The sequence below is a fragment of the Pseudomonas sp. LBUM1656 genome (assembly GCF_059716065.1).
In genome coordinates this window covers 3,193,737-3,209,417 of sequence record NZ_CP166800.1, presented here as the reverse complement: position 1 = coordinate 3,209,417, position 15,681 = coordinate 3,193,737, and the positions used below count along the sequence as shown (strand labels likewise).

Sequence of the window (15,681 nt, the reverse complement as noted above, 5' to 3'; positions counted from 1 at the left end):
TGCACTGCAACACGCTTGATAACAACAATAAAACAAAGCTTTGAGGAGGCTGCATGGCCTTTCACCCAATTGCCGCAGACGATGACGACGGTGCTGTCGGTGTTGCGCGCCCGTATGCCTGGATCGTCTTCGCACTGACGTTCGGGCTGTTGATTTCCGATTACATGTCGCGCCAGGTGCTGAACGCGGTGTTCCCGATGCTCAAGGGCGAATGGGCCCTGAGCGACGGCCAGCTCGGCCTGCTCAGTGGCATTGTGGCGCTGATGGTGGGGCTGCTGACATTTCCCCTGTCATTGCTGGCGGATCGCTTCGGCCGGGTCAAGAGCCTGGCACTGATGGCTTTGCTGTGGAGTCTGGCGACGCTGGGCTGCGCAGTGGCGCAGGACTATCAGCAGATGTTCATTGCACGGTTCATGGTCGGCGTCGGCGAAGCGGCGTACGGCAGCGTCGGCATCGCGGTGGTGATTTCGGTGTTTCCCAAACACCTGCGTGCGACGCTGGCCAGTGCCTTCATGGCGGGCGGCATGTTTGGATCGGTATTTGGCATGGCCCTGGGCGGCGCCATCGCGGCCAAGCTTGGCTGGCGCTGGTCGTTTGCCGGCATGGCGCTGTTCGGCCTGGTCCTGGCAATGCTTTACCCGATCATCGTCAAGGAAGCACGCATCGCGCCGCAGCGCGTGGTGAACAAGGCTGCCGCCAAGGTCAAACACCCGTTGCGCACGCTGATTTCCAGCCGCTCGGTGATCGCCACTTATGTGGGCAGCGGCTTGCAGCTTTTCGTCGGCGGCACGGTGATTGTGTGGATGCCCAGTTATTTGAATCGCTACTACGCCATGGGGACGGACAAAGCCGGGGGCATGGCCGCGATCATCGTGCTGTGCAGCGGCGTGGGGATGATCCTGTGCGGCATGCTCAGTGACCGTCTGTGCCGCCATTCGCCGGAGCGCAAGGTGTCCCTGGCTATCGCGTACTGCCTGGGCAGCTGCGTGCTGTTGTCGCTGGCCTTCGCGTTGCCGGCGGGGCCTGCGCAACTGGGGATGATCTGCCTGGGCATGCTGATTGCCGCGGGCACTACGGGCCCTGCCGGGGCAATGGTTGCCAATCTGACCCATTACTCGGTCCACGGCACGGCGTTCGCCACATTGACCCTGGCCAACAACATGCTGGGCCTGGCGCCGGGGCCGTTCATCACCGGCCGAGTGTCCGATGTGATCGGCCTGCACGGCGCCTTCCAACTGGTGCCTCTCGTCAGTGTCCTGGCGGCGGCGGTGTTCTTTTATGCCCTGTGTCATTACCACAAAGACATCGCTCGGTTGAGGGATGAGCGCGTCCATGACGTGCCCGGTACAGCAGCGTGCGAGGTGAAGTTGTGAGCGGTCGTTTACGGATTGACGTGTTTTTCGATTTCATCTGTCCCTGGTGCCTGATCGGCAAGCGCCAATTGGAGCATGCGCAGGTCCAGTTTCGCAGTCGCCATCCGGGTGTGCAGATCACCACGGCGTGGCATGGGGTGCAGTTGCTGCCTCAGTTGCTGGTAGAAGGCGAACCCTTCGCCGACTTCTATCGCAAGCGTCTGGGTAATGCCGACGCCATGACCATGCGCCAGGCCCAGGTACAACGGGCTGCCGGGGCGGTTGGACTGGCCATCGACCTGGGCCGCATCGAGACGATGCCCAACACTGCTGATGCCCATCGTTTGTTCGAGCGTGTCAGCGCGCAGGGCAATGCTGTTCAGCGTGAAATGTTGCTCGAGCGACTGTTCGCCGCTTATTTCCGCAAAGGCGAAAACCTCGGTTGCCGGGAGACGTTGCTCGCCATTGCCCGCGCTTGCGGCGTCGATACGGACACGGTGCTCGAGTGCCTGAAGGGCGACGCCACGCCCTTTGACGGATTCCCCGGTGCGACCAGTGGCGTGCCGGGATTTCAGTTCGACGGCCGTATGACCGTGATCGGAGCACAACCGGCCCAGGCGCTGCTCGGGGCCATGAATGAAGCACTCAAGGACAGTGATCGCGAGCGGCAACCGGCATGACCAGACGTATTCCCGTACCTGCCGGCAAACACCCGCAGGCCGGTGGCCGTGCGCTGTTCGAATTCGAAGACAAAAGCCTGGCGCTGTTCAACGTCGACGGGCATTTATTCGCCATCGATGACAGCTGCCCACACCAGGGCGCCTCGCTGTGTGGCGGGCGCCTCGACGGGCGAACGATTCAATGCTGCGCCCATGGGCTGCGTTTCGATCTGGCCAGCGGCTACTTGCTCAACTCCAACACACTCAAGGTCGCCCACTACCCGGTCGAGGTGGTCGACGACCAGGCCTTTATCGTCATCGTTTCCCAGGAGGCCGCGCCATGAGCGCCATTGCTCTCACCCGAATCCATAGCCGAACGCGCGAGTTGGCGCCCGGTTTCATCGTCAGCCTGATCGTTGCGGCGGCCGCTTCCTTTCTGTCCGAGCATTACGATGCGCCGGTGATGCTGCTCGCCTTGTTGCTGGGCATGGCGATCAACTTCCTGGCGAGTGACGGCGCGTGCAAGGCCGGAATCGAGTTCACGGCGCGCACGGTATTGCGCATCGGCGTGGCGTTGCTGGGTATGCGCATCACCCTTGAACAGATGGCGGCGCTGGGGTGGAAACCGGTGGCCCTGGTGGTGATTCTGGTGATCGTGACCATCGGCGTCTCGGTGATCGCGGCCAAGGCCCTGGGTTTTCAGCGTTTGTTCGGCATGCTCACCGGCGGGGCGACCGCAATTTGCGGTGCCTCGGCGGCCTTGGCGCTGGCTGCGGCGCTGCCAAACCACCCGCAGAAAGAGCGCGCCACGTTATTTACCGTGATTGGGGTGTCGGCGCTTTCAACCCTGGCAATGATCGTCTATCCGATGATCGCCAACTGGCTGTCGTTGTCGCCGCAGGTGGCCGGGGTGTTTTTGGGCGCGACCATCCACGATGTCGCCCAGGTGGTCGGCGCCGGTTACAGCCTGTCGACCGAGACAGGCGATACGGCCACGGTGGTCAAGTTGATGCGTGTCGCGATGCTGCTGCCAGTCATCGTCTGCGCCGCCATGATTACCCGGATGCAGGGCGCCGACCCCACAGGCAAACGGCCGCCGCTGTTGCCGTGGTTCGCTGTCGGTTTTCTGATTCTGGCGTGTATCAACAGCACCGGATGGGTGGCACCGCTAGTGCAGAGTTCAGTCAATGAGTTGTCGCGCTGGTGCCTGGTGGTGTCCATCAGCGCCCTGGGCATGAAAACCCAGCTCAAGGAACTGGCCGCCGTGGGTATCAAGCCGATCCTGCTGATGGTGGGGGAGACCGTGTTCCTGGTGGCTCTTGTGCTGCTGTTGCTGCGCTGGGGGATGTAACCCCGGTCCCTTTTACACAGCTGCCGCATTGCGTTTACTCCGACGCACTGCGGCACTCGACCGGCGTCATAAGCACCGGTTTTTTTGCGGCGACTGTACCAGCAGTCGCCGTTTTTTTTGCTCAGGATTATGTGGGGCCAGGGGAGGGAGGGGTGTCCGTCGACACTTTGGAAAAGCCGGGCTTTTGCGTGCTGCGCCAGGTGGCCGGCGGCATGCCGAATTGGGTGATGAACCAGCGTGTGAAAGAACTCGCCATGGAATAGCCGAGCATGTCGGCGATCCGGCCCAGCGAGTAATTCGGGTTCTCCAGATAACGCAGCACCAGGTCGCGGCGAACGTCGTTGATCAGGTCGTTGAACGCGCAGCCATCGTCTTTAAGGCGACGCTGCAGCGTGCGTACGTTCATGCCCTGGGTCTGGGCGATTTGCTCGATGGTGGCGCGCCCCATGGGCAGCAGCAGATAAATGGCCTTGCGCACTTCGAACAGGGTCGACGGTCCTTCGGGACTCTGCAGCGAGTCCAGGTAGCGCTGGGCATAACGGGCCATGGCCGGGTCGGCCTGGGGGTTGGTCATGTCGAGACTGGCATCAGGGCAGACGATGCCATTGAACTCGCTGCCGAACTCCAGGTTGCAACCGAACAGGCGCCGATGCAACTGCAGGTTGTCCGGAGCCTGGTGAGTGAAGTTGACGCTGTAGGGGTGCCAATGCGCACCGAGCAAGGCGGCGCAGAGCCGGAACATCACACCGATCGCCAGTTCATTGGCCTGTCGGCAGGGCATGGGTGACTCGGTGACCACTTCCTCGCGGATGATCACCATCCTGCCCGCTTCCTCAACAAAGATCGCCAGGGAATCGTTCATCAGATGGCGGTAATGCACCAACACGTGCAAGGCATCGCGCAGCGTTCGCTGATGGCTGAGCAGCAGGCTGACAACGCCGAAATCCGAGAGTTGACGCGATTCGGCCATGCTCAGGCCGAAGGTCTGACAGCCGCTGGCTGCGGCCGAATCCTCCAGCAGGCGCACCGCCGAATCGATTGGAATCCGGTGCTCGGGGGCTTGCAGGCGGGCCTTGCTCAGTCCGACGTTCGCCAGCAAATCATGGGGATTGAGCCCCAGGTAGTGGGCCACTTCCAGGTAGTTGGTCAAGACGGCGGCGCGAACAAGCTTGGTCATGCAGAAGTCTTTCCTGGTGGGGACTCGATGGAAATGAGCGTGGCCGACTATAGCCAGCACCTAATGAAATGAAAAGTTTTTGCCGACGACGTTTGCAGCTTCTCCATGACCACTAATCAGCGGCACTCCCGGTGTCATCAAAAGAAAAATCGCTGTCGTCAAATGAAAAGCGCACCGGGTGTGGGCTCTTTAATGTCGGACCTACAAAAAGATTCTGGCAACACAGCCAGTCGAGTCATCGTGAAGGCGAAGGTGTTCAAGTGAGCAAACTGCAAACAACCGCAACCGTTCTGATCGTACCGGGTCTGCGCGACCACGTTGCCGAACACTGGCAAACGCTGCTGGAGGCCCGGTTGAGCAACGTGCGCAGCGTCCCGCCGCTTGAAACCGAGAAGCTCGACTGCGCGGCCCGGGTCCGGGCGATCCAGCATGAACTGGAGCAGATCGACGGCCCGGTGATTCTGGTTGCCCACAGCGCCGGTGTGCTGATGGTCGCGCACTGGGCTTCCCGGCATCGCGCCCCGATCAAGGGTGCGCTGCTGGCCACGCCGCCGGACCTCGATGCCACCTGGCCCCAAGGCTACCCGTCCCCTGAAACCCTTCGAACCCAGGGCTGGGAACCTCTGCCTGCCGGCACGCTGCCTTTTCGCAGCATCGTGGCAGGCAGCACCAACGATCACCTGGCCAGCCTCGAGGCCGTGACCCGGATGGCCCGCGCCTGGGGCAGCGAACTGGTCAACCTTGGCGAGGTCGGCCACCTCAATCCTGCCTCGGGCTTTGGCCATTGCCCACAAGCCGAAGCACTCATTCTGGAACTGGATCGCTAGTCAGGCATCTGGCCGGTCGCGACACGTCCGGCAACTGCTCTAACGCAAAAAAACGCCAGCCCTTTCACCAGGGCCTGTGCAAGGAAAGCTGCGCTTAAAAATAAGTACAACAAGGCGGAGACACCGTAATGCATAACAATAAGAGTCACGGCCACACACACCCTTCGCGTCACAGTCTGTTGGCCCTGGCCATCCTCGCTGCATCCCTGCCGGTGGCCCACGCCGTTGAGCTGGATACCGGCAATCCTGACTGGGCCGTGCGTTTTGATAACACCGTGAAGTACAACTACGGCGTGCGCACCGAAAGTGCGGACAAGCGCATGCTGGGAACGCCGAACAACAACGACGGCGACTACAATTTTCGCAAGGCCGGGACCAACATCACCCATCGTGTCGACCTGCTGACCGAGATGGATGTGGTCTACAAGGACCACATGGGATTTCGTGTCAGTGCCGCGAGCTGGTACGACAAGGCTTATGAAAACACCGGCTCCAACTCTAACCCGTTCGTCAACGGCAATGGCGGCACCTCGGGTCTGGTCGCCAATGACCCGCGCCTGGCGCCCGTGACTCGCGACAATGTCGGCAACGGCAGTCCACACCTGAGCAACTACGCCCAGCGCTACTACACCGGCCCCTCCGGTGAAATCCTCGACGCTTTCGTGTTCTACAGCACCGAAGTGGGCGAGGAGTCGCTGTTCAGCGTCAAGGCCGGGCAACACAACGTGTTCTGGGGCGAAACCATCCTGAACCCGGTGCATTCGATCAGCTACGGCCAGGCTGGCCTGGACCTGGCCAAGCTGGCGGCATCGCCCGGCACCGAGGCCAAGGAGCTGTTTGTCCCGCGCAACCAGATGTCGATGTCCTTCACGGTCAATCCCGAGCTGACGGTGGGGGCCCAGTATTTCTTCGATTGGGATGCCGCGCGCCTGCCTGAAGCGGGCACCTACTATGGCGGTTCCGATCTGGTGGGTTTCGGCGCGCAATCGTTCTTGCTCGGCAACACCAATTCGGTGGTCCCTGGCAGCCCGTTGGGTTGCGGCCTGGCACCGTGCAACGCATTGACCAACGTGCGCCGTGGCGATGACCTGACACCTCGAAATTCTGGTGATTGGGGCGTCATGGCCAAATGGTCGCCCGCGTGGCTGGACGGCACCCTCGGCGTTTACTACCGCCAGACGTCGGACATTTTGCCTCAGGCCTGGCTCGACGCCAGGGGTTTGAGCTCGGCCAATGCCAATGGCACCGCCCCGGCAGGTCAAGTGCCGGCGGTGGTCAACACGCTGAACTCGCTGAGCACCGCCACCTATCAACTGGCGTACTCCGACAAGATCGACATCTTCGGCCTGAGCCTGTCCAAGGACATCGGCGGTATCAGCGTCGGCAGTGACCTGAACATCCGCCATCAAATGCCGCTGGCCAGTATCCCGGCGATTGTGAGCACCAACAGTCCGCTCGGGCTGGGTCGAGGCCTCGGTCTGTTGCCTCCACGCAGCGCCGCCACCGGGATCATCTACGACACCCCGCACGATGGCGACAGCATGAGCGCCACCGGCGACACGCTGCACTGGACGATCAACGGCCTGATGACCCTGCCCAAGACCCCGGTGTTCGACTCGGCCGTGCTGCTCGCCGAGCTCTACTACAGCAACCTGCTCAAGCTCGATAGCAAGAACGAGGCGCTCTACAAGGGCAAGAGCACTTACCGCGGTCTCGATGCACCGACCCGTGACAACTGGGGCATCGCGGTCAACTTCACGCCGACCTGGTACCAGGTATTCCCGGGCGTGGACATGAGCCTGCCGATGTCCGTCAACGTAGGCCTGGATGGCGTTTCACCGGTCTCGGGCGGTGGCGCGAAAGACACCGGCAACTATGCGTTTGGCGTCGGTGCAGCGATCTACAACAAGTACTTCGTCGACCTCAAATACGTGGACGCCTTCGGCAAGGCTGACAAGTGCAATGTCAGCGGCAACAGCACCGGTGCGGCCAACGCCGGAAGTGGCGACGGCTCCACGCCGAACGCCTTCAGCGGTAACGAAAACTATGCGTGCTACGCCGGTGGCTACTCAGCCTTCTCGGGCGGCGGTGCGACCACCGAAGACCGTGGCGCGCTGTACCTGACGCTGAAAACCACCTTCTGATTCATCCAATGCTTAGTCACTAAGCAGGAGTATGCCCCATGAAATTCATCCCAACTCTGCTGGCCGCGTCCCTGGCCATGGCCGCTGCCGTTCATGTACAGGCAGCCGTTTCGACTCAAGAAGCCGCCCGGCTGGGCAGCAGCCTGACCCTGATCGGCGCCGAAAAAGCCGCCAGCGCCGACGGTTCCATTCCCGCTTATGCCGGGGGGCTGACCACCGCCCCGGCCAGTTTCAAGGCCGGCGACAGCATGCGTCCGGACCCTTTCGCCAGCGAGAAACCGGTGTTGGTAATCGATGGCAAGAACGTCGAACAGTACAAGGGCATGCTCAGTGCTACCACGGTTGAATTGGCCAAGCGCTTCCCCAGCTACCGCGTCGATGTCTACCCGACCCACCGCACCGTCGCCTTGCCGCAAGCGGTGCTGGACAACAGCTTGAAGAACGCCAATGGCGCCAAGTCCCTGGAAGGCGGACTGGCCATCGATAACGTATTGCCCGGCGTGCCGTTTCCGATTCCGCAATCGGGCAGCGAGGCGATGTGGAATTTCCTGCTGCGTTATCAGGGCGTCAACATCAACTCCAAGTACGACTCCTGGAACGTCGACTCGGCCGGGGTCGCGAGCCTGGCAACCACGGGACAGGCGTTCATCACTTACCCGATCTACGAAAATATGGCGCAGCCCATCAGCAGTGCCGACGTGTACTACCAGATGAAGTTGTATTACACCGGGCCGGCGCGTCGGGCCGGCGAGTCGATCATGCTCAAGGACGCCGCCAACCCGCTGGAGCAACCGCGCCGTGCCTGGCAGTACCTGCCGGGCCAGCGCCGGGTCAAACTGGCACCGAACCTGGCCTATGACACGCCGAACCCGGGGACTGCCGGTGCCGGCACTTACGACGATGTGTTTGTGTTCAACGGTGCACTGGATCGCTACGACTGGAAGCTGGTCGGCAAGCAGGAAATGATCGTGCCGTACAACACCTACAAATTGACCTACGCCCAGGATCCGAAAAGCCTGACCACGCCCAATCACCTTGCGCCCGACTTCGTACGCTGGGAGAAACACCGCGTGTGGGTGGTGGAAGGCAACCTCAAGGCAGGTGCACGTCACGTCTATCAGAAGCGTCGTTTCTACCTCGATGAAGACAGCTGGGCGGCACTGGCTTCTGACCAGTACGACGCCCGTGGTCAGCTCTATCGCGGTTCCTTCGCCTTTCTCAGCCAGAGCTATGACAAGCAGGTGCCGGACTCCACACCTTTCATGATCTACGACCTGGTCGGCGGCTCCTACAACATCAACGGTGTGGTGGGCCCTTACGGCGGCATCCGTTACATCGACTCGCTGTCCAAGGCGCAGTGGTCGCCGGAGTCCCTGGCGGGCGCCGGTATCCGCTAAAGCGACCTGTTTCAACGCCGGGCTGCACACGACGTGCGCCCGGCGCAGTTTTTTCATGAGGACGCCGTATGTGTTCGTACAAAAAGCACCGACAGTTGGCGCTGGGCATTGCCCTTGCTCTGTTGCAGGGCTTCACCCACGCCACCAGCTTCGTCGACGTGCTGGACCAGCCGGCCAAGGCGAGTGCCCTGGCGGTCCGCAGCCCGTTGCTGGGCGTAGCCCGTGCGGGTGAACGACTGGTCGCCGTCGGACAACGTGGCCATATTCTCTACTCCGATGATGGCGGCAAAGACTGGAAACAGGCTGCCGTACCGGTCAGTGCCGACCTGAATGCCGTCAGTTTTCCTTTCGCTACCCGAGGCTGGGCAGTCGGCAACGACGGGGTGGTGCTGCACAGCAGCGATGCCGGCCAAACCTGGACCAAGCAACTGGATGGCCGCCAGATCGGTGCGTTGCTGGTTGAACATTACGGCGCTTTGGCCCGTGCCGAACCGGCCAACGAACAATGGGCGGCGCTCGTCGCCGACGGGCAGCGGCTGACAGAGGAGGGCGCCGACAAACCGCTGCTCGACGTTTGGTTTGCCAATGAAAAAACCGGCTATGTGGTCGGTGCGTTCAACCTGATCCTGCGTACCGACGATGGCGGTCATCACTGGACACCGTTCCAGGACCGCACCGACAACCCGCAAGGGTTGCACCTCAATGCCATCGCCTCCACGGGGGATGCGCTCTACATCGTTGGCGAACAGGGGTTATTGCTCAAGTGGGATGACCCGGGCCAGCGTTTCGTGGCACTCGATTCGCCGTATCAGGGCAGCTTTTTCGGAGCGATTGGCCGGCCCGGCGAAGTGTTTGTCTACGGTCTGCGCGGGCATGTATTTCGCAGCCTCGACGGAGGTTCCAGCTGGACCCCGCTCAAGACTGGCCTTCAGACCAGCATCACCACCGCCACGGTGGACGCCAAGGGTCGATACCTACTGTTTAGCCTGGCAGGACAAATGCTGGTCCACGTAGACGGCACGCGACTGACATTGGTGCCTCAACAAAACCTGTCCCCATCAGCCGGCGCCATCAAGGCGCCCGACGGCAGCCTGGTGTTGGTGGGCAGTCGTGGTGCACGCGCACTGAACGTCAAGTCATCACCGGATCCATAAGAGCGAGTACCCAGACATGGCAAACATCAAGCAAGACACCATGCCGGTGATCCGCCACTTGCGTGACTTCGATCGGCACTCCGGCAACCGGCTGGAGCGCTGGGTATTCAATTACCGCCCGCTGTTCATGCTGTTTATGGCGTTGATCACGTTGGTGCTGGGCTACATGGCGGCTACTCGCCTGGAGCTGCGTCCCAGCTTCGAAAAGATGATTCCGCAGAGCCAGCCCTACATTAAAAACTTCCTGGAGAACCGCAATTCGTTGCGCGGCCTGGGCAGCTCCGTGCGGGTGGTGGTGGAGAATACCCAGGGCGACATTTTCGACCCCGAGTACCTGGCCGTGCTCAAGCAAGTCAACGACGACTTGTTCCTCACCGCAGGCGTTGACCGCGCCTGGATGAAGTCATTGTGGAGCCCGGCGGTGCGCTGGAATGAAGTCACCGAGGAAGGTTTCCAGGGCGGCCCGGTGATGCCCGATGCGTACCAAGGTTCCCCTGAAGACATCGAACAGCTACGCCAGAATATCAACCGCGCGGGCGTCGTTGGCAGCCTGGTGGCCAGCGATTTCAAATCGAGCATGTTGATCGTGCCGCTGCAGGACAAGACCACGGCGACGGGTCACCGCATTGATTACTACGCGTTCGCGCAGATGCTTGAAGAGCAACTGCGCGACAAGATCGAGTTTGCCGGCGACAGCAAGGCACGCCAGGCGGGGGAGGAGGGGCAGGGCAAGTACAAGGTCCGGGTAATCGGCTTTGCGAAATTGATCGGCGATCTGATCGACGGCCTGATCCAGGTGATGATGTTTTTCGGTCTGGCCGTGGTCACCTCGTTCGTCATCATCTACCTCTACACCCGTTGCCTGCGCAGCACGTTGCTGGTGATCTTTTGTTCGCTGACGGCGGTGGTCTGGCAGTTGGGCATCGTGGCCTGGCTGGGTTACGCCATCGACCCGTATTCGGTGCTGGTGCCGTTCCTGATCTTCGCCATCGGTGTGTCCCACGCCGCGCAGAAGATGAACGGGATCATGCAGGACATTGCCCGTGGCACCCATAAACTGGTGGCGGCGCGATACACCTTCCGCCGTCTGTTTATCGCCGGTGTCACCGCGTTGCTGGCCGATGCGGTGGGCTTCGCCGTGTTGATGCTGATCGACATTCCGGTGATCCAGGACCTGGCGATTACCGCCAGTATCGGCGTCGCCGTCTTGATCTTCACCTCGCTGTTGCTGATGCCGGTGGCGCTGTCTTACATCGGTGTTGGCGCCAAGGCTGCCGAGCGCGCACTGAAGATCGACACCCGCGCAGCCCAGAGTCGCGGCTTTGGCAAACTGTGGGATCTGCTCGACTGTTTCACCACACGCAAGTGGGCCACGGGCATCGTGCTCGGTGCCGTGGCGTTGGGTATCGCGGGCTTCGTGGTCAGCCTGCAACTGCAGATCGGCGACCTCGACAGTGGCGCCCCGGAGTTGCGCGCGGACTCGCGCTACAACCGCGATAACGCCTACATCACCAGTCACTATGCGTTGTCCAGCGACCTGTTCGCGGTGATGATCAAAACCCCGCCGGAAGGCTGCCTGAATTATCAGACGCTGATCCTGGCCGACCGTCTGGCCTGGGAACTGCAGCAATACCCGGGCGTGCAAGCGACTTCATCGCTGGTGAACGCGGTGCGCCAGATCACGGCGGGATCGTTCGAGGGCAACCCCAAGCTGAACAGCATCCAGCGTAACCAGAACGTGCTGAACTATGCCGCGCAGCAGGCCTCGGTCAATGCGCCGGAATTGTTCAATACCGACTGTTCGGTCATGCCGGTGATTGCCTTTCTTAAGGACCACAAGGCAGAAACCCTGGACGCGGTGGTCGCCATCGCAGACAGATTCGCCAGGGAAAACAGCACCGAGGACCGACAATTTCTGCTGGCCGCCGGCACCGCCGGTATCGAAGCGGCGACCAACATCGTGGTGCGTGAAGCCAACCATACGATGCTGCTTTACGTGTACGCGGCGGTGACGCTGTTCTGCCTGATCACCTTCCGCAGTTGGCACGCCACGCTGGTGGCGCTGTTGCCGCTGGTACTGACGTCGATACTGTGCGAGGCCTTGATGGTGGTCATGGGCATCGGCGTGAAGGTGGCGACGTTGCCGGTGATCGCTTTGGGGGTCGGGATCGGCGTGGATTACGCGCTGTATTTACTCAGCGTGCAGCTGCAATACCAGCGCCAGGGCCTGCCGTTGGCAAAGGCCTACCGTAACGCGGTGTCGTTCACCGGCCGGGTGGTGGGGCTGGTCGGTATCACCCTGGCCGCCGGAGTGGTGTGCTGGGCCTGGTCACCGATCAAGTTCCAGGCCGACATGGGCATCCTGCTGACCTTCATGTTCCTCTGGAATATGCTCGGGGCGTTGATCCTGATCCCGGCGCTGTCGCACTTTCTGCTGCGAAACATTGCGCCCGTTCCAGCAAGGGCCACCGAACGCCCGGCGGAACTTGTTGGGGCACACCCGTAGCCTGGCACTTAAGCAAACAAAACGATTGATAAAAACTTATATAAGCTTTAAACGGGAGGCTCTCTGGCATAGTGCTGGACAATAATAAATGAGTATCGCCAGTTTTGGCTCAGGGAGCGCTGATGAGTGTTCGTCCATTGACCGACTCCCCGCGGCAATCGATCGATGGCGACGATGTCGCTTCTCAAGTAAACGGTAGTTCGGAAACGGTCGGCATGCCCGGCGCTGGCCACGACGACGCGGTCGAACAATTGCTGGCCGCTGCACGCCACTGGGCCCACACCACTGCATGGGTGGTGTACCGCGCTGGTGAACAAATGCATTGGGTCGGGCAGGGCGACCCGCAGGTGCAGTGGCCATCCAGCGTTGCCAATGAAGAATTCGAAGCCTTTTGCCTGACTCGACGTTTGCACCGCTGGCCAACCGGCAGAGGCGAAAGTGTGCTGGGTTGGCTACTCGCGCCAGTCGATGACGCCGAGGAGCCGGCGCTCGCAGAATTTGCGCAGCGTCTGGGCATTCAGGTGCAGACCAACACTCTGGCCCGTGCGCAGATTACTCAGCGTGTGCTGTATGAAATTACCTACCTCGCCAGTTCGACCCGCGACCGGTTTGTATTTCTGGTGGGGGTTCACCGGCTACTGGCAAGCCTGATCGACGCCGAGAACTTCTATCTTGCGCTGTATGACCCGCACACGGGCAAGATCGACTATCCGTATTACGTCGACATCATCGACGTTGATGCCGTGGAGGCCGAGCACTACGAATACCTCGATGCTTCCCACCTATCGTTGACCGGCCAGGTGTTGACCACTGGCCAGCCGTTGCTGATCGACGCCGCCGGTATTCGCGCGGCTCAGGCGCAGGGCCGCTTTTACTGCGTGGGGGACCGTCCTGAGTTCTGGATGGGCGCACCGTTGAAAAATGCCTCGGATGACGTGTTTGGCATGCTGGCCATGCAGGTCTACGACGTCTCCCGTACCTACAGCGCTGAAGACCGCGCGCTGTTTCTGGTGGTGGCCCGTCACGTGGCCATGGCGCTGGACCGGATTCTGCACCGCGAGAACCTGGAAGGGATCGTTATGCGTCGCACCCTTGAGCTCTCGGCACTCAACGACGCATTGAGGCAGGAAGTGGCAGAGCGAGAACGCGCCGAACATCTTCAGAGCGCGCTGTTCCAGATTGCTGAACTCTCGAGCCAGCCTGGCGATATGGCCGAGCTCTTTCAAACCTTGCATGGCATCGTCGGTGATCTGCTGTTCGCGCAGAACTTCTACATCGCACTGTTCGACGACGCGACCGGTGAAGTGACCTTTCCTTATTATGTCGATGAGCGCCAGACGGTTTGTCCGAAGGCACGACGTGGTCGCCGGGGCTTGACCGAGTTCGTCATCCGTCAGCGTCGACCTTGCCTGATTGACGCCGGCGAGGCGGAGCGATTGGCTGTGCAGGGCGAAATCGAATTGGGTCATGAGTCTGTCCGATCCTACTCCTGGCTGGGCATTCCGTTGTTCGATGGCGATGTGGTGCGTGGCGTGCTGGCGGTGCAAAGCTATACCTCGCAGGAGCGCTATACCCAGCGTGACCAGGAACTGCTGACATTCGTGTCGCGGCACATCGATACAGCACTGTCGCGACGCACGGCCGCCGAAGCGATCCACGCCGCCAACCTCAAGCTCGAAGCCCGGGTGCAGAACCGCACCCGCGAACTCGATCACGCCAATGCCAAGTTGCAGCACGAAAACTCCCACGATGCGCTGACCGGGCTGCCGAATCGCACCTACCTGCAACAGCACCTCAATCTGGCCTGGTCGCGATTCGGCAGCGAAGGCGGGCACCTGGCGGTGATGTTCATCGACCTCGATCGTTTCAAGATGGTCAACGACAGCCTCGGCCACCACTTTGGCGATCTACTGTTGATGCAGGCCGCCCACCGTTTGCGCAGCTGCCTGCGTGACACCGACATGCTCGCGCGACTGGGAGGCGATGAATTTTCGGTACTCGCTCCCGAGGCGCCGCTGGACGTGCTGATCGAAATCGCCGAACGGATTCTGGTGGCGTTTGACCTGCCGTTTTTCATCAATGGCCATGAGGTTTTTTCATCCTGCAGCATCGGTATTGTCAGCGCCGACAGCCAGTTCCATCACGAGCCCGCCGACTTGTTGCGCGATGCGGATGCGGCGATGTACCGGGTCAAAAGTGCCGGTCGCGACAGCTACGCGGTGTTCAATCAGGAAGTGCGCCGCGAAGTCTCGGACCAGATGGAGCGAGAAGGGGCGTTGCGCAATGCGCTCAAACGTACCGATGAACTGCTGCCGTATTTCCAGCCGATTGTCAGCGTCGAAAGCGGCGAACTGGTGGCCCTTGAAGCGCTGATCCGCTGGCATCAGCCGGGCGGCCGAGTGATCGGTCCGGGGGAGTTTTTGCCAAATGTCGAGGGTTTGCGTCTGATCGGTCGCCTGGACCTGTACATGCTCACCAGCGTCGCAGTAATCCTCGCACAACCCCAGCATGCCAATTGGCCTGCGGTGCACGTCAATTGTTCCAGCTACAGCATGACGCGCCCAGACTTTGCCAGTGATGTGCTAGCACTGTTGGCACTGCACCGGGTCGCGCCATCGCGGATCTGCCTGGAGTTGACCGAAGGTGCGTTAGTGGCCGAGCCGGCTATTGCGCGGTTGAACATGCAGCAATTGGCCGACAATGGCATGTCGGTGGTGCTCGATGACTTCGGTGCCGGATTTTCATCCCTGAGCTACGTGCATCAATACCGATTCAGTGGTTTGAAGATCGACAAGTCATTCATCCTCGAACTGACCACCAGTGCCCGCAGCCGCGCAATCGTACGGGCGATTGTGCGGATGGCCGAATCACTGGACCTCAGCGTGGTGGCCGAAGGTGTCGAGGATGAAGCGACGCTAATCGTGCTGCGTGAAATGGGAGCAGGGCAGGCCCAAGGTTACTATTTTGCCAAGCCGATGGCGTTGCCGGCGTTGCTGGAAACTTCGCTGATTGGTCGCTAGTGTTGGAGAATAGATATAACTAAACTAAACAGTTATTTAGCATAGTTATGCTATATGGATATATCAAGGTTGATAGTCACTTTAATGAGAGGGC

The 15,681-nt window shown here is 60.9% G+C and carries 11 protein-coding genes; 10 read left to right on the top strand and 1 reads right to left on the bottom strand.

All coding sequences use genetic code 11. The features are described from left to right. Positions 1 to 53: 53 nt before the first annotated feature. Genes ACA072_RS14575 through ACA072_RS14560 form a run of 4 tightly spaced genes read left to right on the top strand, consistent with a single transcriptional unit; the run spans position 54 to position 3,362 of the window. A complete protein-coding gene (locus ACA072_RS14575) occupies positions 54 to 1,373 on the top strand; it encodes an MFS transporter (RefSeq protein ID WP_497624912.1) in 1,320 nt (439 codons plus the stop codon). Further along, complete coding sequence (locus tag ACA072_RS14570; protein WP_497624911.1) at positions 1,370 to 2,032, top strand: DsbA family oxidoreductase; 663 nt, start codon at positions 1,370 to 1,372, stop codon at positions 2,030 to 2,032. The genes ACA072_RS14575 and ACA072_RS14570 overlap by 4 nt, the downstream gene beginning before the upstream one ends. Further along, positions 2,029 to 2,355, top strand: a complete 327-nt coding sequence (locus ACA072_RS14565) for a Rieske (2Fe-2S) protein (protein ID WP_497624910.1) — start codon at positions 2,029 to 2,031, stop codon at positions 2,353 to 2,355. The genes ACA072_RS14570 and ACA072_RS14565 overlap by 4 nt, the downstream gene beginning before the upstream one ends. Next, a complete protein-coding gene (locus tag ACA072_RS14560) occupies positions 2,352 to 3,362 on the top strand; it encodes a YeiH family protein (protein WP_497624909.1) in 1,011 nt (336 codons plus the stop codon). Before ACA072_RS14565 ends, ACA072_RS14560 begins: the two co-directional genes overlap by 4 nt. 127 nt (positions 3,363 to 3,489) lie before the next feature. Here the strand turns inward: ACA072_RS14560 and ACA072_RS14555 are convergent, their stop codons facing one another. Next, positions 3,490 to 4,539 carry an AraC family transcriptional regulator gene (locus ACA072_RS14555; RefSeq protein ID WP_497624908.1) on the bottom strand — a complete coding sequence of 350 codons (1,050 nt, stop codon included), beginning with the start codon at positions 4,537 to 4,539 and terminating at the stop codon, positions 3,490 to 3,492. Positions 4,540 to 4,799: 260 nt separating this feature from the next. On the opposite strand from ACA072_RS14555, the gene ACA072_RS14550 reads away from it, so the two are divergent. The 6 genes from ACA072_RS14550 to ACA072_RS14525 all read left to right on the top strand — a co-directional run bounded on the left by ACA072_RS14550 (position 4,800) and on the right by ACA072_RS14525 (position 15,587). Next, a complete protein-coding gene (locus ACA072_RS14550; protein ID WP_497624907.1) occupies positions 4,800 to 5,366 on the top strand; it encodes an RBBP9/YdeN family alpha/beta hydrolase in 567 nt (188 codons plus the stop codon). A gap of 128 nt (positions 5,367 to 5,494) precedes the next feature. Further along, complete coding sequence (locus ACA072_RS14545) at positions 5,495 to 7,510, top strand: DUF1302 domain-containing protein (RefSeq protein ID WP_497624906.1); 2,016 nt, start codon at positions 5,495 to 5,497, stop codon at positions 7,508 to 7,510. A 38-nt stretch (positions 7,511 to 7,548) separates the two neighbouring features. After that, positions 7,549 to 8,907 (top strand): DUF1329 domain-containing protein, encoded by a 1,359-nt coding sequence (locus ACA072_RS14540; protein ID WP_497624905.1) that lies wholly within the window; start codon positions 7,549 to 7,551, stop codon positions 8,905 to 8,907. A 68-nt stretch (positions 8,908 to 8,975) separates the two neighbouring features. Next, a complete protein-coding gene (locus ACA072_RS14535) occupies positions 8,976 to 10,061 on the top strand; it encodes a WD40/YVTN/BNR-like repeat-containing protein (protein WP_497624904.1) in 1,086 nt (361 codons plus the stop codon). A 16-nt stretch (positions 10,062 to 10,077) separates the two neighbouring features. Further along, on the top strand, positions 10,078 to 12,567 hold the full coding sequence (locus tag ACA072_RS14530; protein WP_497624903.1) for an efflux RND transporter permease subunit: 2,490 nt from the start codon (positions 10,078 to 10,080) through the stop codon (positions 12,565 to 12,567). A 122-nt stretch (positions 12,568 to 12,689) separates the two neighbouring features. Further along, positions 12,690 to 15,587 carry a sensor domain-containing phosphodiesterase gene (locus ACA072_RS14525; RefSeq protein WP_497624902.1) on the top strand — a complete coding sequence of 966 codons (2,898 nt, stop codon included), beginning with the start codon at positions 12,690 to 12,692 and terminating at the stop codon, positions 15,585 to 15,587. The last annotated feature ends 94 nt before the right edge of the window (positions 15,588 to 15,681 follow it).